The 21,464-nt window shown below is 37.1% G+C and carries 21 protein-coding genes; 4 read left to right on the forward strand and 17 right to left on the reverse strand.

Annotated elements, in window-relative coordinates:
• Positions 1-101: 101 nt before the first annotated feature.
• The 6 genes from HMPREF0634_RS07855 to aroF all read right to left on the reverse strand — a co-directional run bounded on the left by HMPREF0634_RS07855 (position 102) and on the right by aroF (position 8,357).
• Positions 102-2,342 (reverse strand): cell wall-binding repeat-containing protein, encoded by a 2,241-nt coding sequence (locus HMPREF0634_RS07855; protein WP_007790802.1) that lies wholly within the window; start codon positions 2,340-2,342, stop codon positions 102-104.
• Positions 2,343-2,705: 363 nt separating this feature from the next.
• On the reverse strand, positions 2,706-3,383 hold the full coding sequence (locus HMPREF0634_RS07860) for a class A sortase (RefSeq protein ID WP_007790817.1): 678 nt from the start codon (positions 3,381-3,383) through the stop codon (positions 2,706-2,708).
• Between the two features lie 32 nt (positions 3,384-3,415).
• Complete coding sequence (locus tag HMPREF0634_RS07865; protein ID WP_007790838.1) at positions 3,416-4,768, reverse strand: MATE family efflux transporter; 1,353 nt, start codon at positions 4,766-4,768, stop codon at positions 3,416-3,418.
• Positions 4,769-4,853: 85 nt separating this feature from the next.
• Positions 4,854-5,705 carry a DUF5685 family protein gene (locus HMPREF0634_RS07870; RefSeq protein ID WP_007790833.1) on the reverse strand — a complete coding sequence of 284 codons (852 nt, stop codon included), beginning with the start codon at positions 5,703-5,705 and terminating at the stop codon, positions 4,854-4,856.
• 25 nt (positions 5,706-5,730) lie between these two features.
• Positions 5,731-7,527 carry a 3-dehydroquinate synthase gene (aroB, locus tag HMPREF0634_RS09420; protein WP_007790836.1) on the reverse strand — a complete coding sequence of 599 codons (1,797 nt, stop codon included), beginning with the start codon at positions 7,525-7,527 and terminating at the stop codon, positions 5,731-5,733.
• 5 nt (positions 7,528-7,532) lie between these two features.
• A complete protein-coding gene (gene aroF / locus HMPREF0634_RS07880) occupies positions 7,533-8,357 on the reverse strand; it encodes a 3-deoxy-7-phosphoheptulonate synthase (RefSeq protein ID WP_007790852.1) in 825 nt (274 codons plus the stop codon).
• Between the two features lie 374 nt (positions 8,358-8,731).
• Here aroF and HMPREF0634_RS07885 point away from each other — a divergent pair, with 374 nt between their 5' ends.
• Complete coding sequence (locus HMPREF0634_RS07885; protein WP_007790794.1) at positions 8,732-9,283, forward strand: biotin transporter BioY; 552 nt, start codon at positions 8,732-8,734, stop codon at positions 9,281-9,283.
• A gap of 163 nt (positions 9,284-9,446) precedes the next feature.
• On the opposite strand, the gene HMPREF0634_RS07890 is transcribed toward HMPREF0634_RS07885, so the two are convergent.
• The 3 genes from HMPREF0634_RS07890 to HMPREF0634_RS07900 form a co-directional block, all read right to left on the reverse strand.
• On the reverse strand, positions 9,447-10,634 hold the full coding sequence (locus HMPREF0634_RS07890; RefSeq protein ID WP_007790821.1) for an oxygen-binding di-iron domain-containing protein: 1,188 nt from the start codon (positions 10,632-10,634) through the stop codon (positions 9,447-9,449).
• 71 nt (positions 10,635-10,705) lie between these two features.
• Positions 10,706-11,359 carry a cupin domain-containing protein gene (locus tag HMPREF0634_RS07895; RefSeq protein WP_007790790.1) on the reverse strand — a complete coding sequence of 218 codons (654 nt, stop codon included), beginning with the start codon at positions 11,357-11,359 and terminating at the stop codon, positions 10,706-10,708.
• 39 nt (positions 11,360-11,398) lie between these two features.
• Positions 11,399-12,076 (reverse strand): DUF2249 domain-containing protein, encoded by a 678-nt coding sequence (locus tag HMPREF0634_RS07900; protein ID WP_040565913.1) that lies wholly within the window; start codon positions 12,074-12,076, stop codon positions 11,399-11,401.
• Positions 12,077-12,358: 282 nt separating this feature from the next.
• Between HMPREF0634_RS07900 and HMPREF0634_RS07905 the strand changes: the two genes are divergently transcribed.
• Positions 12,359-13,033 (forward strand): Crp/Fnr family transcriptional regulator, encoded by a 675-nt coding sequence (locus HMPREF0634_RS07905; RefSeq protein WP_007790752.1) that lies wholly within the window; start codon positions 12,359-12,361, stop codon positions 13,031-13,033.
• 112 nt (positions 13,034-13,145) lie between these two features.
• On the opposite strand, the gene HMPREF0634_RS07910 is transcribed toward HMPREF0634_RS07905, so the two are convergent.
• The 7 genes from HMPREF0634_RS07910 to HMPREF0634_RS07940 form a co-directional block, all read right to left on the reverse strand.
• On the reverse strand, positions 13,146-13,781 hold the full coding sequence (locus HMPREF0634_RS07910) for a PepSY domain-containing protein (RefSeq protein ID WP_007790880.1): 636 nt from the start codon (positions 13,779-13,781) through the stop codon (positions 13,146-13,148).
• A gap of 73 nt (positions 13,782-13,854) precedes the next feature.
• Positions 13,855-14,151 (reverse strand): hypothetical protein, encoded by a 297-nt coding sequence (locus HMPREF0634_RS07915; RefSeq protein ID WP_040565914.1) that lies wholly within the window; start codon positions 14,149-14,151, stop codon positions 13,855-13,857.
• A 117-nt stretch (positions 14,152-14,268) separates the two neighbouring features.
• Positions 14,269-15,105 carry a DUF6630 family protein gene (locus HMPREF0634_RS07920; RefSeq protein WP_040565915.1) on the reverse strand — a complete coding sequence of 279 codons (837 nt, stop codon included), beginning with the start codon at positions 15,103-15,105 and terminating at the stop codon, positions 14,269-14,271.
• A 100-nt stretch (positions 15,106-15,205) separates the two neighbouring features.
• Positions 15,206-15,640, reverse strand: coding sequence for a hypothetical protein (locus tag HMPREF0634_RS07925; protein WP_040565916.1), 435 nt, complete (start codon positions 15,638-15,640; stop codon positions 15,206-15,208).
• Between the two features lie 114 nt (positions 15,641-15,754).
• Positions 15,755-16,609, reverse strand: coding sequence for a nitroreductase family protein (locus tag HMPREF0634_RS07930; RefSeq protein ID WP_007790792.1), 855 nt, complete (start codon positions 16,607-16,609; stop codon positions 15,755-15,757).
• A 126-nt stretch (positions 16,610-16,735) separates the two neighbouring features.
• Positions 16,736-17,743: an NADP-dependent oxidoreductase gene (locus HMPREF0634_RS07935; protein ID WP_007790763.1), complete on the reverse strand. Its 1,008-nt coding sequence runs from the start codon at positions 17,741-17,743 to the stop codon at positions 16,736-16,738.
• 9 nt (positions 17,744-17,752) lie between these two features.
• A complete protein-coding gene (locus HMPREF0634_RS07940) occupies positions 17,753-18,178 on the reverse strand; it encodes an Rrf2 family transcriptional regulator (protein ID WP_007790784.1) in 426 nt (141 codons plus the stop codon).
• Between the two features lie 298 nt (positions 18,179-18,476).
• Here HMPREF0634_RS07940 and HMPREF0634_RS07945 point away from each other — a divergent pair, with 298 nt between their 5' ends.
• The gene (locus HMPREF0634_RS07945; RefSeq protein ID WP_007790760.1) at positions 18,477-19,487 is read left to right on the forward strand and encodes a cell wall-binding repeat-containing protein; all 1,011 of its coding nucleotides are present in this window, start codon (positions 18,477-18,479) and stop codon (positions 19,485-19,487) included.
• Between the two features lie 110 nt (positions 19,488-19,597).
• Here the strand turns inward: HMPREF0634_RS07945 and HMPREF0634_RS07950 are convergent, their stop codons facing one another.
• Entirely contained in the window at positions 19,598-20,113 is a 516-nt protein-coding gene (locus tag HMPREF0634_RS07950) for a hypothetical protein (RefSeq protein WP_007790824.1), read from the reverse strand.
• 324 nt (positions 20,114-20,437) lie between these two features.
• Between HMPREF0634_RS07950 and HMPREF0634_RS07955 the strand changes: the two genes are divergently transcribed.
• Complete coding sequence (locus tag HMPREF0634_RS07955; protein WP_007790827.1) at positions 20,438-21,460, forward strand: hypothetical protein; 1,023 nt, start codon at positions 20,438-20,440, stop codon at positions 21,458-21,460.
• Positions 21,461-21,464: the final 4 nt, after the last annotated feature.

Here is a 21,464-nt window from a genome sequence, read left to right on the forward strand (position 1 = left end):
TATTCTCCTAGGAGAATATAAAAAAATATGGATAGAGGAAAACCTCTATCCATATCTATATTACTAATAAATTAGTATTGTTCTTTAATTATCTCTAGTTATTAAAGACCTAGCTTTTCAACTACAGCCTTCATGAAGTCAGCAGCAACAACTCCACCAACCTGAACAACTGCCTTCTTACCATCTAGAACAGCATTCTTCTTGAATAGAGAAGCCTGATCAGCAGTCATCTTAGAACCAGCTAATACTATTGGAGCCTTCTTGAATGCTGCATAAGCACCAGAAGTCTGAGCATCTACTAGGTACTGGTTAGCACCAGAAGCAAATATTGCACCTTCTGCAGCAGGCTTACCATTTCCATCATGTAGATAGAATTCATTTACTACTTCTACATTTGTAGCATATCTATCATCACCAGATAATCTGCTTAAAGTAGCAATGCCTGGTACACTCTTAACAGCCTTGTAACCTGCACTAGATACAGAATCTGAGCCACCTACTATGTATGCAGTATTAACATTTAAACCATTTATTAATTCTCTAGTAGATCTATCAAATCCATCCTTCTTCATTACTAGTATTGGAGATACCTTATTACCAGCATCTTTCTTTGCAGCTACTGCAGAAACTGACATAGCATCGGCAGCGCCATTAGCACCTACGAAGAATGCTGTAGTTCCATTGTGACCATTGTACTTTAATCTCTTAGCAACTTCTAGAGATGTAGCAGTTCTATCAAGACCAGCTAGTCTGACTACAACTACATCAAACTTATCCTTTAACTGCTTTTCAACGCTTGCTGGTACAGAGTTTTCTCCACCTACTATGTAAACAGTCTTCTTAGATAGGTTCTTAGTTACTCTACCTATTTCATCTAGAGTATCCTGGCTTAAACCAGTCTTTGGACTAGCCAATAGCATAGGAGCATTCTGTGAAGCTGCAAGAGGAGCTGCAGATAAACCGTCAAACTTAGCCATTCCACCTACGATAACAACTGTATCAGCTGTACCCTTTTCAAACTGGTCCTTAGAAACTTCTATCGCAGTTGCATACCTATTTACTCCAGATAACTTAGTGAAGTGACCTGCAACAACATCTATAGACTTACCTAGGTCTACTAAAACAGTATTTAAGTCAGCCTGAGTTTTACCCTTGATTACAAACTGGATATTCTTAGTCTGGCCCTTATCGTTAACATCTTCTACATTTATAACACCTAGTGTTAATTCAAAACCATCTGCAGTCTTTGCTATCTTACCAGCCTTAACAGCATCTTGTACTTTCTTCTTAGTAGTCTCATAGTTGTAACCGCCAAAGTTGAATCTAGCCTTGTCATTATCATTTGCTAACTTATTAAAGTTGATTAGGTTATTTACAAAGTCAGCACCCTTTTCAGTGTATCCGCCTTCCTTAGTGAATACATTTTCTAACTTAATAGTAGCCTTTTCAGCATCGCTTACTAGGTAAACATCAACATCACCACTTGGGATATCAACATTAACAGACTTATTGTCTTCGTTAGCTACTTCGTCAAACTTAGCAACTGTATCAAGAACGTTCTGAGCATTATTGTTACCAGTTATAAGCTGACCGTCCTTAGTCATAGGTTTTTCTAGGTCTACAACAGTTGAGCTAACCTTGAAAGTTAAATTTTCACCACTTGCTAACTTTAATTCAACTGTATCATAATCAGCAGGAGCAACTGCAGTAGTTTTCACCTTGTCTTCTACTAGAACCTTGTCCCCTACCTTTACACGCTGCACGAAAGTAGGCTTTGTGTCAGCTGAATTAGCCTTTGCTAAATTAACTAGATCAGTTATAAGCTTTTCAAGAGAAGCCTGAGTCTTTTCATCCTTGCCTGCTTCCTTTGCTACATAGTGTTTCTTAGTAGTTGTCTTAAACGCAGCACCCTTATCACTACCCTTATCGTAGATTGCAACCTTAGCAGTAGGGTCTGCTTCTAAAAGCTTAGCCAACTTAACTGCACTGTCAACAACATACCAGTTGTTTGTAGTTTCGCTGATTGTAGCACCATCATACATAAAAGAGAACTTTCTTCCCTGGTAAATACTTGCATTTACAGCCTTAAAGCCCTGACCAGCCTTGTTAACAAGAACGATGTATCTAGAGTTTAGAACTTCGTCTACATCATTTGCATATGAATTTCCAAGACCATCAACCTTCTTGTCAGTATACCTTTCTGCTAGAGCCTTCTTTGCCTTATCTACAACTGTAGATATAGCAGCATCCTTGTGCTCATTTACATCAGCACTTGCTATTACTGGAGCTACAGTTGTCACTGCAGTCGCAGCAGCCATTAAAACAGCTATTTGTTTCTTCATGTTATCATTCCTCCCAAACATATTATTGATTACATTTCTTTTTAATAATTCTATATGATTCCGAACATAATTACATAGAATCATACATTTCTCACACTTTAATATTATTACAAAATTGTAATAATTTCAAGATGTTTTTGCAAAAAAATTCAAAAATATTCATAAAATATGCTATTTATCCCATATTTTTTATTATTTAATATGCAAAATCCACCATTACCCCTATCACTATACAACAGATTTTATATATTGGCAAGAAGTTTTAATACCATTTATATAATTTAATCCTCTTTTTATATACTTTTTTATATGTTTTTTATATACTAAAGGCTCTTAAATTTTAAAATTGTAATTTTTTTGTTATTATTGACTAATGCCATCCAGCATCCTTTCCTGTGAATAGGGATAAAGTTTACTGAAGCTACTGATTACAAAGTACCTGTAGCCATCTTCATCATAGTAGCATGTCATGAGAGATACTATGGCCCTGCCTTCGTACTGGCCCAGGAGACCGTCACCTATAAGGTCTGTCCTGTCTTCTTTTACCTTCATAGTCTTAACTACCCTGTATTCATAGATGTTTTTCTTGTTGGTCAACTTGATGATGTCTCCCTCTTTTATTTTCATCAGGCCACCAAACAGAACCTTGTCATTTTTGCAATAGTGACCTGCAACAGCATAGTTGCCCTGGCCCATTCTTTGGTCTGGTTTCATAGTACAGGCCCCATACATTAGGTTGTTGTTTTCCAGGCCTTCAAATATAGCTATATTTTTGTTGATTGAAGGTATTACTAGTTGGCCTACCAACTTGGATAGGTCTGCCTTGTCCCTGTTCAGGATTACCCCATTAATATCTATCGGGTCGACCTTGGATGCGTCATAGTTGTTGGTCTTTTCCTTAGTATTTTTTTCCAGGTCCTCACCAGACACCTGGGTAATATTTACATCCTGGCTTCTTTTCATCAATATATATTCCGATATCTTTGGCACTGATACAAACATAATTCCTACTAGTATCAGCAGTAGTCCTAACTTTTTCATTGGGCCCTCCTTTAACACTTTTATTCACTCTATTACTTTATAATCTTCCTTATATTACTTACACATATGCTTACGGCAACCAACTCGGCTATTATTACACTCCACCATACCCTGTCTAGGTTACCAGTCAAGGAGAATAGGTAGGCCAGGGGTATTAATACTACCAATTGCCTGATTATGGATATTACCATACTAAGAGTTCCCCTACCTATGGCCTGGAATACTCCTATAGATATTATGGATATGGCAGCAAATACAAAGCTGGCACTGATTATTCTAAAGGCAACCCTAGCAATTCCCAACATCTGATCGGATGCATTGAACATGGCCAGGAGTTGGTCTGGGAATACCATCATTATCATAGTACCAATCAACATTATTATTACGGCATACCTCATACCCAGGAATATTGCCTCTTTCATCCTTTCCTTGTCATTAGCACCATAGTTGTAACCTACTATAGGTATTATACCATTATTTAGTCCAAAGACTGGCATAAATATAAAGCTCTGGAGCTTGAAGTAGATACCCAAAAGGGCAACTGCTGTTATTGAGAACTTGGCCAATATCTGGTTAAAGGAGAATATTGTCACAGATGATATGGATATCATTATTATAGATGGTATACCCACTGCATAAATATTCCTTATTATCTTTGATTCCGGCTTCATATACTTGAAACCTATCTTTATATCCTCTTCCTTACTTATACACAGGTAGGCAGCTACAAGGACTCCTATGTGCTGGGATATTACAGTTGCCAGTGCTGCACCTGCCAGACCCATGGCTGGTAGTCCCAACCAACCAAAGATCATTATTGGGTCTAGGATTATATTCATTAGGGCTCCTACAATCTGGGCTGTCATGGTATACATGGTCTTGCCTGTTGCCTGGAGCAACCTCTCAAACATAAGGTGGGTAAAGATGCCAAAAGACCCCATAAGACATATCCTTAGGTAGACCGGCCCATGGGCAAGTATATCTGGATTATCAGTCTGGATACCTATTAGCTTGTCTGATAGGAATAGGCCAACTAAAAAGAAGGTTATAAAGCTAAAAAATGCTAGCAATAAACCATTGTTGGCTATCTTGTTTACCTGTGAAAACTTCTTTGCTCCTAGATTCCTTGCCAGCAGGGAGTTGACCCCAATGGCTGTACCTATCCCTACCGACATCATTAGCTGTTGGAAGGGGAAGGCCATGGATACTGCTGTGATGGCCTCTTCACTAATTTGGGCTACGAAGATACTATCTACTACATTATATAGGGATTGGACCATCATAGAAACTACTATCGGTGCTGACATTGTCAGTATTAGCCTCTTGATGCTCATAGTCCCCATCTTGTTTTCTTTTATATGTTCCTTATTTGATTTATTCGTCAAATTTGTTTACCTTACTTTCCTATTATTTCTTATTTTCTTTCTACTTATAACTTACATTTTTCTGCAGTCTTAAATTTTCTTTCTTTTATTTCATATTTTCTTCTTGTTTTTTCTTGTTGACCCCATTGATTAGACCCTTGTAGCGAAGGTAGACACCTGAATATATGATGTTGTCTATTATTGACTTGTTGACCTCGATATCCAGGTCAAGGATGCCTTCTTCTAGTCTGGCCAAGGTCATGCCAATTAGCTTGTCTACCCTGTCCTTTAGGGCCTCCCTATCATCCTCGTAACTGGTAAAGGGGTTATACCGCCCCTTTTCCAGGTCTTCATCCAGGTCTTCATAGGCATCCATAATATATATGTACTTACCTATATTAAAGCCAACCTTCCTCAACCTGTCCCTGTAGTCATCATCCTTGTAGTCGAATATTTCTTCAAGGAGTCTGGCAAAACAGTTGGAAGTCTGGTCTATTGAACTTGACTGGTCTTCTTCTAAAGACCTCAGTTCTCCAAGACACTTCTTTATAAAGTCTGCCTTCTTAGGGTACTTATCATAGGCCGTCTTAAAAGACTTCTTGTAGACCTGTCTTGCCAACCTTGACTTGATTCCACCCTCGTCATTTACATCATCTTCCAGCTTGTAGTAGGCCAGGAGTATATTCATACTGGCTGCATACTCTGTGATGTCGTTGATGATGTGTTTTTTATTTTTAACTGGATCTACTATACACTTTTCGTGAAATATCTGGGCACTTGGCTGGTATATTGAACTAAGCAGGACTATCAGAAAGGTGATATCATAGTTGATAGTCAACCTGGATAACTCCGTATGGTTCCTCTTTAGGTATTTACAGAGACCACAGTAGTAGGCCTTGTAGTGTTCATATTCACGAAAGGTCAGGTCCATCTTATTTATTCTTACATAACCAAACATTTCTTTTTCCTTATCTATATTAAACCTATATTTTTTGCTTGAAGATAAATGAGGCTAGTCTTGCCTGTTCTTCAAGCATGGTCATCCCGTTTATTGTCCTTATTCCCAAAGACTTGGCCTGGCTAATTAACCTGGTTTCCTCTGGATTGTAAATGAGGTCAAGTACTGCCTCTAGTCTTTTAAAGCCTGCCAGTTCCAAGGGAGCCTTGTCTACGTGAGGGTACATACCTAGAGGTGTTGTATTTACTATTATATTAGCCTTTTCATGGTGTCTATCCAGGTTGTCATAGTTGTCCTGTCCCCTCCTGGATACTGTTACTATAGTCCCTGCCCCCATATCTTCCATGTAGGCCTTGACAGTCAGGGATGCCCCACCACTACCTAGGATTAGGACGTATTTATCCTTGACTTCTAGGCCTAGGCCTTCTACCATCTTGGAAAAACCATAGTAGTCAGTATTGTCCCCATATAGGCTACCGTCTCCTAGCCTGACTATGGTATTGACTGCCCCTATAGACTGGGCCCTATGAGATAGGTCATCACAGTATTTTACAAGGGTTTGCTTGTAGGGTATTGTGACATTCGAACAGTCCAGTGGGTAGTTTTCCATATAGGAGTCTATCTTATCCTTGGTTATCTCATATAGTTGGTAGTCGTAGTCCCCCAGCCTTGCATGGAGTTCTAGTGACTTGCTATGGGATAATTTTTCACCCAGGAGGCCTGACCTTATGTCTCTAGTATTCACCGGTCTTGTATCGAAACTGGCAAGGTCATCTATGTCTGTCTCTACTATCTGGCAGTCACCGAGAGTTCTAGGAATAACCAGGTTAATCTTGTCACCCTGCCTCTTCTTGTCCACCCTTATAAGGTCTATTAACTGGTCCATATCGTATGGACAGTTGATATCTAGGCCAGCCTTGTCCAGGGCCATACTTATAGTGATAAGGTCTGAAAACTTCATCATACCCCTGGCTACTGCATACCTGGATACGAGGTTTAGTCCCATGGCTACAGCCTGGCCATGTCTTAGTTTGTAGTCGCTCAATTTTTCTATGGCGTGACCCAGGGTGTGACCCAGGTTTAGGGCCTGCCTCTGCCCCTTGTCAAATTCATCTGCCAGGACATACTTGGCCTTGATGGATATGGCCTTGCATATATTTTCTATTAAAGCCCCTAGGTCTGACCTGGAGGCTATCTTCTCTATATCTAATGACTTGTCTAATACTGCATACTTTAGCATTTCTCCCATACCTGATGACCAGTCCAGGTCTCCTAGACTTTTTAAGCTCTCTATATCACAAACTACCAGGTCTGGTTGGTAAAAGGTACCTATCTGGTTCTTGCCATGACCGGTGTTTATAGCAGTCTTGCCACCTACACTAGAGTCTATCATAGCTAATAGGCTGGTTGGGACCTGGACTAGGCCTATCCCCCTCTGGTAGGTTGCTGCACAGAAACCTGCTAGGTCTCCTACTAGGCCTCCACCTAGGGCTAGGACCATATCTTGTCTGGTCATTTCAGCCTCAGACATATGGTCTATGATAGCCTTGTAGTTGGCCAGGTCCTTGCTGGCCTCACCTGGTTCGATTATATACTTTGTTGGCTTGTAACCAGCTTTGGTCAGGGATTCCATGACCTGGTCTGAGTATATGGAATCTACATTCCTGTCCGTTACTATACAAAGCTTGGTCCCCCTGCTATTTGGTATATTATCCAATATTATCTGCCCTATATTTGCCAGCTGGTCCCTGCCTATCAGTAGATCATAGGACTTGCTTTTAGCATCTATTTTTATTTTTTTTATACTATTTATGCTATTCATAATATCTAGTCTCCTAGAGCCCCTTTAATTTTTATCACCTGGTCAACTATCTGGGCAAATTGGCCGGGTAGAATTGACTGGTCTCCATCTGACAGGGCATTTGGCGGGTCATTGTGGACTTCTATCATAAGTCCATCTGCCCCTGCTGCTATTGCTGCCAAGGACATTGATCCTACCAGGCTAGACAGACCTGTTCCATGGCTTGGGTCTACTATAATAGGTAGGTGGCTGACTTCCTTTAAGATAGGAACTACTGATAGGTCCAGGGTATTTCTTGTAATATCAGAAAAGGTCCTGATTCCCCTTTCACATAGGATGACCTGGTCATTGCCATTATCCATTAGGTATTCGGCACTCATCAACCACTCCTTTACAGTAGAGGAAAAGCCCCTCTTAAGTAGGACTGGCTTGCCTATCTTGCCCAATTCCTTCAATAGTTCAAAGTTTTGCATATTTCTAGCACCGACCTGGAGTATATCTACATCTGCAAACTGGTCCAGATGACTGATTCCTACAATTTCTGATACTATAGGTAGGCCCGTTTCCCTTTTAGCTATCCTCAATAGGTCCAGGCCATCTGCTCTCATGCCCTGAAAGTCATAGGGAGAAGTTCTAGGCTTGTAAGCCCCACCCCTCAGGAGGTTGGCACCGGATTTCTTGACCGACCTTGCAATCGACACTATCTGGTCCTCAGACTCAACTGAGCATGGTCCTGCTATTATTATAGGTGACTTGCCACCTATTTCTATGATGCCTGAATCTGTATTTATAGTAATGGGTCTAGTTTTTTCGCCAGCATCCCTTTTTGTCATTTTTAAACCTTCTATCATATAGGCCTCCCTTCCTAGTATTTTGAAAATACGCTAAACTACATTATACCATATTTTACTGGGTCATAGGATATTTTAGTCTGTCTAATAAGTGATATTTTAATGGGTATATTTTATTGACTGTATTATGTAAACTATCTTTGTATAAATAGCTAGACCTTATTAGACCTATTGACTTCTATCCTGTGGCCAGGTTTTTTGTTATTAGGTCTATTGACTTTTATCCTATCTCTAGCTTTCTCGTTTAATTAGAAGCATAGTAAACTTTTATATTTTTATGGTTTACAACTACTTTTCAATGTGGTAAACTATCTTACATAAGGTTAGTAAACCTTTTATAATATTTGGTTTACTATATTTTTAGGAGGATTTATATGAATAAGAAATTTTTAAACACAAAGACTATGATTCTTTGTTCCCTATTTACCGCCCTGATAGCTATAGGTGCCTTTATAAGGATACCATTCCCGGTTACTGTTTTTAGTTTCCAGTTTACCTTTGTACTATTGGCCGGTGTCCTACTTGGAGCTAAGAGAGGTGGCTTGTCTACCCTTGTATATGTATTGATTGGTTTGGTTGGTTTCCCTATATTTACAGAAGGTGGTGGCCCCCAGTATACACTAAAACCTACATTCGGATACCTGGTGGCCTTTATAATTACAGCCTATTTGGTGGGCTACTTTAGGGAGAAGTTCGGAACTGGATCATTTGTAAAGTTGTTCCTTGCCTGTCTACTAGGTATGATCTTTACATATGGTTTTGGTAGTCTTTATACCTACTTTATACTTAACTATGCCTTGGGAACTAAGATTTCCTACCTTGCATGTTTGGTCAGCCTATTCCCATTTGCCTTTGTAAAGGACCTTGCAAGTTGTGTTCTTGCTGTTTTTGTTGGGCAGAGACTGGCCAAGTATATTGAATTTTAATTGCCTAAAATTTTTATTAATATAAAAATAGACCTTGACCAATTTTTCTTGGTTAAGGTCTATTTTACATAGAGCAGTTATTTTATATAGATTGACTTTTTATATAAATCAGCTTTTTTACATAGAACAGCTTTTTTATTTTATTATCACTCCTTCAAAGCACTTATTTAAGCAGTGATGTAACCAGGTCTGATATTTTATCAAAGTCTTCATCTCCTGGATTCCACAAGGATCTGATACTTTCATCTATGACCTCAAAGCCAGCTTCCTCTAACTGGGCCTGTAGGACTTTTACTGATTCCCCACTCCAACCGTAGCAACCAAATGCTGCAGCCTTCTTCTTTTTAAACTTAAGTTGCTTTAAGAATTCTAGCCAGCCAGCAACACTTGAAAGGATACTGTTACTTACAGTTGGTGATCCTACAATAATTGCCTTAGACTTAAATACCTCTGTCATTACATCGTTCTTGTCAGCCTTTGAAATATTAAATACCTTGACTATAGTGTCAGGACTCTGCCTGTGGATTTCTTCTGCTATCTTGTGGGCTATCTTGGTTGTACCCTCCCACATAGTATCATAGGCTATAGTTACCTGGTCTTCCTGGTAGGCCTCTGCCCAAGTAGCATAATTTTCTACTATCTGTAGAGGATTTTCACGCCAGATAGCTCCGTGTGATGGGGCAATAATATCAAAAGTCAGGTCAAAACCTATAATTTCTGTCAGTTTCTTCTTAAGAATTGGTGCAAATGGATTTAATATGTTGGCAAAATACTTCATTGCCTCCTTGTTCAACAAACACTGGTCTGCCTTGTCATTGAAAAGTTCTTCTACAGCATAGTGCTGGCCGAATGCATCATTTGAGAAAAGTATATTGTCCCCAGTCATATAGGTAGCCATAGAGTCTGGCCAATGAAGCATCTTCATCTCTACAAAGACTAGCTTCTTGCCATTACCAATGTCTACACTGTCTCCAGTCTTTACAACCTTAAAATTCCAACCACGCTTACCATACTGGCCTTCAATACTCTTTACAGCATTGGCAGTACAATATATAGGTGTATCAGGTATTTCATCCATGATCGTAGTCAATGAGCCTGAATGGTCACATTCACCGTGGTTTGCTACGATAAAATCGATTTTCTTTAAGTCAATCTCTTTTTTTAGATTTTCCACAAAGTCAAACCTATGTGGTGTCCATACTGTATCTATCAGTACAGTCTTTTCTTCTTCAATTAGGTAGGCGTTCTGGCTAGACCCATTCATGATTGAGTAATCATCCCCATGAAAGTGCTCTAACTCCCAGTCTATATAGCCAACCCAACTTACATTTCCTTTTACATGCTTTCTCATTCTTTTCCCTCCATATACTCTTTAAATTGTTCTGACAGCAGGCTAAGAAACTCCTTTCAAATTCGATAGGCTTATTCTAATGTTAAAAGAAGTCCCATCTTAAACTTCTTGTCTGCCTTTACTGAATGTAGGCCTCCCTTGGCGAAATGGAAGTTTTCCCCTGCCTTAATAGGATGGTCCACACCTTCATATCCTATTACAGCCTCCCCATCAAGTGCAAATATTAAGGCCTCTCCTGGTGCCGCATGTTCAGATAAGCCTGTTCCTGCATCAAATGCCATAACTACGAACTTCATCTTGTCATTGTGGACTATATCCATATTAACTATCTTTCCATCCTGGTATGGTATAATTTCTGCAAACTTAAATACTTGTCCTGCCTTTATCGCCTTATTCATATTATCTTTCCTCCTAATTGCTATTTCTGTATATACAACACCTATGTCTGTCTTAAAACCGACCGGTGTATCAACATCTGTTACTATTCCATCCCCAACTTCTAGTATTTTTTCACTACCATCTGACTTGTAAACTGTCACTCTTCCCTCAGATACTACCACTAACTTATGGTAGGGGAATATCTCTGCACTTATATCTGTTTCTTCTGCCATGGAAAATATGGATATATAGTTATCTCCACCACTTATTTCTTTTGACACTGTGCAGCCTGGTATAGGGACGTTGTCCTTAGCTATTGAAAATACCCTTCCTGCTACTTCCTTCATAGGTAGCTCCTTTCCTAATCTTGATGATTATTGATTATATTAAACTCTGACATCAGGGTTCTTTTCACCAAATTTTTCCTTTAGCATCTGGCAAATTTCACTACGAGCCTTGCCCTGCTTTTCCATATTCTTAACTGTCTTGTATGCTGCAAATAGTGTTGATGGTCCAATTTCTGAACTGAAGTTTCCTATACCCTGGTTCCATACCAAAAGTTCAAATACATCATCAAGGGCTCTACTATCTAAGCCATGGATATATGCCTTAACCAGTTCTCTAGTTGCCTGACGCATCCTTCCTGCACCTACAGCATTTGTTAATGAAAGAAGTAGCCTAGTTTCATAAGGTAGGTACCTCTTTTCATCATTCCAAGTTAGGTCCCAAAACTCAACTGCAATCTTGCCTAATGTTTCATCAATTAGTGGCATATTTGTAAGTGCCGCTGGACGCATTGGTATATTCTTTTCATCCTCTTTTGCCTCTGCCCTATAAAAATACACATGATATTCAGCATCTGCCTTCTGCTCTGTGTGATATTCATATCCTAACCCTTCCATTACCTCATATAGTGGAATTGGATCAAAACTCTGGATTACCTCTATCCCTTGGCCAGCCGGAACTGCCTTGGCCTGTTCTTTTAGCCCCATGAAGAAGTTCCCCTGTATTCCACGAACATCTACCTTCTTAAATTCCTCTATTTTCCAATCCTTAAATGCCATAATATTACCTCTCTTTCTTTACTTATAAATTTTTATCTACTGAAATTATCATTATCAATCAGGAAATATTTTTCTTTCTCCTTTTTGAGTCCAAGACCTATTCTAGATGAGTAATGTTGGTTTTATAAGGTCTCAGTCTTTTTTATACGAGTTGTTTTTTATCTATTTCCTTCTTGTTAAGTCTATTATAAATAATTTTCTTTACTATTTCTGTATCCACAGATACACATTTGATATTTTTTTGGGTATAATAATGATATGAAATTACGAAAGGAGGAACTTATGGATTATTCTCTTCTAGCAAAAAGCAATTTATTTCAGGGCATACCTGAAAAAGATATAAGGAAAGTGTTGGAATTTATTCCATATACTCTAAAGTCATATGCAAAAAACGAAGTGGTTTTTCACCTTATGGAAGCATCAGACCGTTTGGGAATCATCCTTAAAGGACGGGCCGAATCACAAAAACCATTTCCTGATGGAAGCCAGTTAAATGTGTCCATACGAAAAACTGGAGATATTATTGGTGCGGCAGCAGTTTTTTCAAACAACCATAAGTATCCCTGTGATGTAGTAGCAATGGAGGCCTTGGAAGTCATTATTTTTAAAAAAGAAGATTTCCTGCTCTTGATTCAAAAGGACATACGCCTGCTTGAAAACTTCACTAGGGAGATTTCATCAGCTACCTATATGCTCCAACAAAAACTAGCCCTTCTTTCCTATAGCGGTATTGTAAAGAAGGTCGCTTTTTATTTGATAATGCAGAAAAGCAAGATAAATTCTAATAGGATTCCTATACCAGAATCTATCACAAAATGGTCTATGTTGATGAATGTGTCAAGACCATCTCTTCATAGGGAACTCAAGCGTTTAGAAGACCAGGGAATTATAGTCTATAAAAAACATGCTATAGAAATACTGGACTTTGAATCACTTCAAGAGATTTTAGAGCAGTAGATAAGATGTTTTGACTATATTTTTGACTAAGTGTTTTGTTAATATATTCTACCCCTTTATATACAAAATCTCGGCTAGGAAAACCCTAGTCGAGATTCTATATAATACTTGTCTAATCATGTTCTGTTTCAATATCTTCGTGTGAGAAAGTTCCTGTATTGGCATCCAGTCTTACTTCGATTTTCTTATTAGCTTCATTCAGGTTAGCCTCATATACAAGGACCTTATCCTCAACATCTAATTTCAATTTTTTAACCCTTACCTTAGGGTACTTTTGTTTAACTAGGTTCTCTGCCTTGGCCAAATCAATTTTAGGCTTTGTGTTTAACATTAACCTATATTCTGGATCCATGCTCAAGTCTTTTATTTCAGTCTTCAGGATTTTTCCTGTCTGGGTATCAATATTATATTCCTTCTCCAACTTTCCATCAAGGATGAAAATTTCATGGACTAGTTTTCCATATTCATAGTCTAGTTCATAACCTATAACCTGTACAGTCTTAGCCTCTTTTAGGGCTATCTCTTTAGCCTGGTCTCTTGTTTGGTCTTTAGTTTCTACACTAGTGGTTTCTTTTACCTGACTTGCTTCTTTTACCTGGTCTCTGGCTTGTTCTTTTGACTGCTCGACCCTTGAGGTGTCTTTTGTATTTGATGGCAAATTCTCATTAGGGACCTTGTAATTGAATGTTGTTAGTAAAATAATAATAAAAATCGTGATAGCTATAAGTATTGTTAGTAATTTTCTCATAATTTTACCTACTTTCTTTAAAATATTTTCTTCAAGTCCTTCTTGATGATTTCATGGATTTTAGTATATCTCTTTAAACCCAAGCCGAATAAAATGGTATTACCATATGTAGTAAAACTATTAATGGGCCACTAATACCACCCATCAAAGATCCAAATGCACAAAGTAGAATTACAGAAAAATTCAAAATTATAGCCACAGCCTTGTAAATCTTTGACCTGCAAAAAACACAAACAAGTATACAGCCATAAAGGCCACACCATAACCAGTTGTATAGGAATATTTCATAAAGACCAGCAAAATACAGCAAGGCTAATGCTGGCAAAATTAAACTTAGAATTACCCCTATAATATTGGCAAACTTCTTCATATCCTTACTCCCTAATTAATTATAATATACTCTTATTTCATTATATCTTATCCAAACTTATCTAATCAGGTTTGGTCTATATAGATTTCAATCCTATCATATTTTGACTGTTCCTAACTACATTTCTTCCAAAAGGGCAATTCTCTGCAAAATACCCCTAGCCAATTCCTTTGCCTTGGCAAAGTCTTCCCTGGTCAAAATAAGCACGACATAGGAGTCACTTCCCACATCCATTCCTGCCAATATATAGTCCGTCCACATTGAATTGATTTGGGCACCCCATTGTGGTATAGCCTCATCCTGGTCCAGGATATTTCTATCCAATTCATCTAACTTACATAGGTCTATATCGAGGTTCATATTGACAATTAATTCCTTTAAAACTGGTATAAAGACATCTTTTCTGGTCTTCCAATCAAAATCAAAGGCTCTCTTTGTCTGTAAGACTTCTTCATAGAGTTCTTCCCATGCATTATCAATATCCTTAAGGCCTTCAATCTTTAGACCGCCTATAAATTTTTGGCTATCTGAAGAATCACCCAAAAGTAGCTTTGCCAGGTCATAAAATGACTCTTTTATAGCTTCATTATCCTCTGGAGGAGCCTCAAAATATTGGTCTTGACTTGGAAGGATTGACTTTTTTACAAAATTCCTCATGATTCTAATTGCTTCATCATAGGTCAAGTTGGGCATCCAGTATTTCTTGTCATCAATATCCATGTATATATCAACATGGTCCTGACTTTTGCCAACGACAGCCTTCATTAGGCTACAACCCCTTATATCATGCGGTGGATAAATTTCCGTATACATTATATATCCATCCCTCATGGCCTTGAGTGAATTGTCTATCCCTATTATATTGAAGCCATTTCTGTCATAAATTGGGGATTTCATGTGCCATTCTTCATATGTATTAAATATCTTTTCCTGGATTAGCTTGCACAAACTCATAGTATGTCCCTCACAAACACTAAAATTTCCTGTATTGGTATTACTTTAGAAACCAACTTTACTATTAGTATTTTTTACTCTTGATACATTTTTCTAACCACTATACCTTCGTATAGTCGTAATAGTGCATCCTTACCCTATTCTTTTTAAGTTGCCTTTTCATTGCATCTATTTCAGCTACGGCCTTCCTAGATTTTCCTATCATAAAGGCCTTATGCCTTCCCCTCTTCATAGTTAACTCTATATGGTATCTCTTACCGGACATATTCCTGCCACGTAATAGATGAATTGTAACTTCATCTATATCCTTTAGCAAAATTTTTCTATTTCCTGGAACTATACCACTGTGGATGTATAAAAAACCATCTGATATTTTATAGGATGACCAAAAACCACCACCACTTTTCATGGCTATAGATAGTCTCCTATAAGCTATAAGAAGTATGAAAAATGCAATAAGAATCAATGCATTTCTAGCTATATCATATGAAAGCATCTCTTTCATACCTATCAAAAAATACTCAAATACTTTCATTTTACCACCTTGTGACTATTTATAATTATAAAATCAAGTAATCTCTACCCATAAATAAATTTTGATTCACTGATTTATATTTACCTTTTATCTCCTAAGTTTAGTATATTTCCCCTAGTCTGCAATATAAGATAATACATAGTGCATATTGTCTGGAATTGAAAAGCCTATATCTTCTACTTGAAGGTTTCCATTTAGGCCCTTGCTCATAGCAGTCTGGTGAAAATGTGATAAAGCTATACCAATATCTATATGCTTTATCTTCTTCACATCATCATTTAAAGTATTCTTGTAGTTACAGAAGAAATGGAACTTATTTCTCTCCTTGACTACTGCCCAAGGCTGGGAATTTGTAGCACTAGGTGCCAGTCTAAGCATTTCAAGTGCATCCTCGTATATTCCAGCATCTGCCTTAGTCAAAGCCTTAGTGAAATCTTCTAAGAAAAATAGTTTATCCCAGTCTTTTCTCTTTTTAGATCCCAGACTAGCCTTTGTTATTTTTTCTAGAAACGATTGTTTTTGGGCAGGGTAACCAAGTGGGCAAATACATGGAAATAAGTCATCCTCACCAATTTCAATAGCATTTATAAAATCTTTTCTTTTAAAGGTTCCCGCAAGCCAAACTGTGCCTATACCCATATCAGTAGCGTATAGTACCAGGTTTTCAAACTGGTAACCTATAGCCTCCATTGCATATGGTTGATCTTTTACTGTTATTGCCAAGAAATCTTTTGCTCCCTTTATAGTCCCATATGTTCCAAGCTGGACATCATCTGCACCCTTTTCCTTGCTTATATACTGGACCTTAACTTCAACACCGAATGGGTTGGTCAAAGTGCTATTAAATTCCAGCAACTTCTTTTTATCTTCTTCAGTCAATGACCTTTCTTCGTAAGTTCTGTTACTAATACGCCTCTTTATTACCTCTTTTACATTAATTGGCAATCTATCAACTTTCTTGAATTCCATATTTTACTCTCCTTTCTTTATCCATACGCAAAAACCGATTGAATATCAATATATTTTTATTTATTTAAATATATGACCTCTTATATTTCTAATGTGTTAGAAATAGTATTTAAAATCTACTCCTGCCTATCTCGTTCCTATTGTAATTACTGTCTTACCCCTAGATCTTCCATTGGCAACCTTGTCTAAGGCCTTATTAACGTCTTCAAAGGAATAAACAGTATCTATTGATGGCTTGATTCTAAGAGTCTCAAATATGTCAGCCACCTCCTGCAATTGCCTTCCGTTAGATTCTACAAATATAAAGTCATATGTAATACCATACTTGTCTGCCAACTTATCAAACTTACGCCCTGCAATGCCTAAAAGAAACTGCTTCCATTTTGGCAGGTTCATCCTCTTGGCAAAGGCTCCATTAGGCATACCTCTTAGAGATACTAAACTTCCATCCTTTTTTAAAATAGACATCTGCTTTTCAGTTTCATTGCCACCAAGTGTATCTAATACATAATCAATATTGGATAAAATCTCTGTATAATCTTCCGTTTTATAGTCTATAAACTGACTTGCACCTAGTTCCAAGACCCTATCTTTATTTTCTGCACTTCCATTAGTTATGACCCTAAGTCCCTTAGCTTTGGCAATAGGTATAGCCATGGCACCTACACTTCCCGTACCACCTGAAATAAAGATTGTCTTTCCAGCTTCTGCTTTCATTATGTCAAGAGCTTGCATTATTGTAAGTCCTGTTAGTGGCACTGCAGCTGCCTCTATATCTGAAAGGTAATCAGGCACCAATGCGAGTGCGTTTTCATCTACAGATACATATTCGGCAAAAGCACCTATCCTATCAAGGGGTAGCCTTGCAAAAACACGGTCATTTAACTTTGTTTTTGTAACTCTTGCTCCTATTTTTTCAACTATACCTACAAATTCATTGCCTGCCACTAGTGGTAACTTATATGGTACTATCATCTTAACTTCACCACGAGAAATCATATTGTCTAGTGGATTTACTCCTGCTGCTAATACCCTTACAAGTACATCCCTTTCTCCTATAGCTGGCCTATCTATGTCTACTAAATCTACTGAAATATTGTTCTTATTATATTCTATTACTTGTGTTGCTTTCATTTTACTCCTCTACTTAATCTTCTTATTATAAATATTATACATGTTTTCTACTAAGGATTTAAGTGTTTCCTTCCTTAAATTTAAAATTAACTGTTTTTCTGACTCTTCAAATATAGGTAGCAAGGCCTCCCTAATATTCTCCCCTACTGGACATTCCTGATTTGATGTATCATGAATATGAAGCAATTCTTTTTCTGGATATACTGCAAAGTAGACCATGTCCAAGGTAAGTTCATCTGATGCAATTTTTAAACTCATCCCCTTTTTCCCCTGTTTACTTTCAATTATATTTGCTGATTTTAATAAGATAATAATCTTCCTAATATAACTGGCATTAGTACCAACGCTTTTAGCTAAAAGTTCTGATGTAACTATATCTTTGGTTTCTTCTATATATACTAAAATATGAAGTGCTATAGAAAATTTTGTATCCATATACTAACCTCCTCTTCTTTGTTTATGTATGTATTATAACATGTATTTGTATTGAATACAAGTACATGTTGTCTTTTTTTATAATTTATTTTATATTACATATTATACTTGTACTTACAGGTCTATTTAATATCCCTAATTTTTCAACTTATTTATCCATCTAGATTGTAATTTTTACATAAAAATAATATAATCTAAGTATAAATACAAATAATTTTCTATTAGTTAAACTATCTGTTACAATCTAAAAAACAATCGTCTACAATTAAAATTTTATATAGTCAGGAGGTATTTTGTTATGATTAAACTATTAAAAAAATCATTATTCTTACTGTGTTCCTTAGCCCTACTACTGCCATCTGTTGCGAGTGCAGATATGGAAATCGCTAGAATTGCCGGCCAGGATAGGTATGTAACTTCATCCCTGGTAGCCACTAATTTTTTAAACTCCCAGTACCTTATAATTGCCAGTGGTGAAAAATATCCTGATGCAATAATGGGTGGCTGTTTGTCAACCCAGATTAAAAGTCCTATTCTCTTAGTACAAAAGAATAATATACCCGACTCAATTAAGATGGAGCTCCGTAGATTTACACCAAAGAAGATCTTTGTTTTAGGTGGTCAATCCAGTATTTCTGATTCTAATATAAGGAAAATTAAATCTATATGTAATGCCCCTATACTTAGGGTAGCGGGTAAGGACAGGTACCAAACTGCTCATAAAATAGATAGGTTAAGAATAGATTTACAAAACTTGACAGAGGAACAATGGGACGGAATCACTAGACACTATATAGGTGCTGTGAGTGGTGAAAATTTCTATGATGCCCTATATGCTGCCCCTTATATAGGTCTAAGAAAATTTGAGACAGGCTGGATAATGTCACTTATATTCTGCCATAGTGTTGAAGATTTTATGAAGGAAAGTGAAGATAGTGTTGAATCACTTGGCTTTTTGATAGGTGATATAAAGGTGTTGAACAGCGAAGGTTTTTACTATCCAACCATCATAAAGGGTCGTAATAGGTATGAGACTTCGGCTATGATAGCTTCGAATTATTATAATAAATACATCCTTAACCTTCCTTGTGATACTGTTGTGATAGTCAGTGGAGAAAACTACCCAGATGGACTTTCAGCTGCTGGTTTTACTGCACTATATAATGCCCCTATTTTGCTTACACCAAAGAAACATTTAGATCCTGCTGTTAGGTCATTCTTGAAAAATAATCCGGTTCGTAAGGTAATCATTGTTGGTGGAGAAAATTCGGTATCTAAGAGCGTTGAAGATGAGTTAGGTCATCTATAGGGATTAAAAAAGTCCACGACCAAATTGGCCGTGGGCTTTTTCCTGCAAATCATATTTTGTAGGATGTCTAATTAAAGTTTTTCACAGACTCATAATAAAATTATTCCACTTTACTTTTTAGACCCTTTATAGTCCGATAGTGCCCTTATTGCAATATTCAAGCTTCTTTTACCTCTTTTCTTTTCCTTATTTTCCCTAACAGAACTAACTAGGGTTATTTTCCGGTCAGGCAGCTTTAGTATATAAGTTTCATACCAAAAGGGCTGTGGTTTAGGTATCTTAATGACCAGGTCCCCCTTATTAATCTGAATCTCTTGTTCCCTCCAGTTTAATAGGGCATAGTTTTCATAAAGGTCAATATGTCCTTCTAGGTCTTCATGACTCCAAATCTTCTTAGCAAACCAGGTTGGAACCAGCATAAATATAGGAATCAAGGCGAATATCAAGTAAACCGCATGCATGGGATGTTGCCTAAAATATACTGGTCCATATTCTGGCCCCTTATCTATACCAGTTATCTTCAAAAAACCAAAAAACGCCAGTAACCCAAGTCCTACTCCCAATATTACTAGTATATATAGGACGTCTGGCCTGTATTTATTATATCTAAATTTTATTTTTTTCATATTTACTTCCTTTTTTGCTCTCTTTTATTGCTACTTCCCTGCTTCATTGATTTCCCTATTAATATTATTTCCAGGTACTCTTAATCCTTCGTTTTTACTTTTGATTATTTATTTTTTACTTTTCATTTACATTATATCATTTTTACATGGTTTTTTATAAGTTAAAATTGTCTTTATTTAGGTGTATACATATTTAAAGCTATATAATATTTATACCTCAACTATATTTGCCTTAAGAATATTTTTTTACCCTGATTGCCTCTATAATGATATAATTTACTTATACTTAATTATAGAATTTTAAACTAGAAAAGAGGACTAGATATGGGCTTTTTTATAACAGTAATAGGTTTTTACCTTGTTTTCCTACTGTCATTTTTATTTACTATTTATATCTATTTCAGGCTTGCAATGGCTGTAAAGGCAGGCGAAGATGTTCCTAAATGGATTTATCTGATAGGTCAGGGTTTTAGGCATAGACATTACAATACCCTTAATGATGTCACTGATTCTACAGCTCTAAGGGAGGCAACCTTTTTTATGTTGCGTCTTGTAATCGTCAATATTATTGTATTTATTGCACTCTATTACAAAACATATAATTTACAAAAAGCACTATATACTTGTTTAAGAGCCCAGATGCCTATTGTTCTTGCAACTATCTTCATTCAGGGTATTATAAAAATCATTTCGATAAGTCGTAACAAGACCAATAAACCTATATATATGTACTCTTCATCAAATGCAGTAATAGGAGGCTTTTTTTTCACTTCTTTCATCCTTACTTTGTGTATATCCATATCAGGTTTTCCTGCTGAGCCTGTCACAGTACAAGTAGACAAGACCAGCCTGGTTGTGGGAGAAACAAGGGCTTCTGACCTCTTGTCTTCAGGCTTTACCTTTTACAAGAAAAGTCCTGATAGTGAGATTGTAAACAAGCGTAATGACCACTTTTATTATGGTGAACTTGTAGAACTGGTGAAAGATGGCAAGCCATATGGCTATGTGTCCCTTACACCAGAGTTATCAGATTCGGACAAGGTCAAAAACTGCATAGTGACTTTTTATGGAATAAAGGCCGATAATGAACAATTATCCAAGGTTAGGTTTAATAATATAGACTTGTCAAAACTAACCATCAAAGACTTCAAGACTCGGAAATTAAGAGATATTTTTTCGCTAAACCCCCTAGATTATGAGGAAGTAAAGAATGATATATTTTTCTGCCTTAAACTACAGACATCCGGATATGCCTTGTGGAAGGCATACCGTATTGAAGCTAATTTTAATTCGGACTATTCGCCTGATCGATATGGCGTTAGGGCCCAACATACAATATGGGAGTAGGCAT

Origin of the sequence: Peptostreptococcus stomatis DSM 17678, from assembly GCF_000147675.1 — a bacterium.
In the GTDB taxonomy this organism is placed as follows: Bacteria; Bacillota; Clostridia; order Peptostreptococcales; family Peptostreptococcaceae; genus Peptostreptococcus; species Peptostreptococcus stomatis.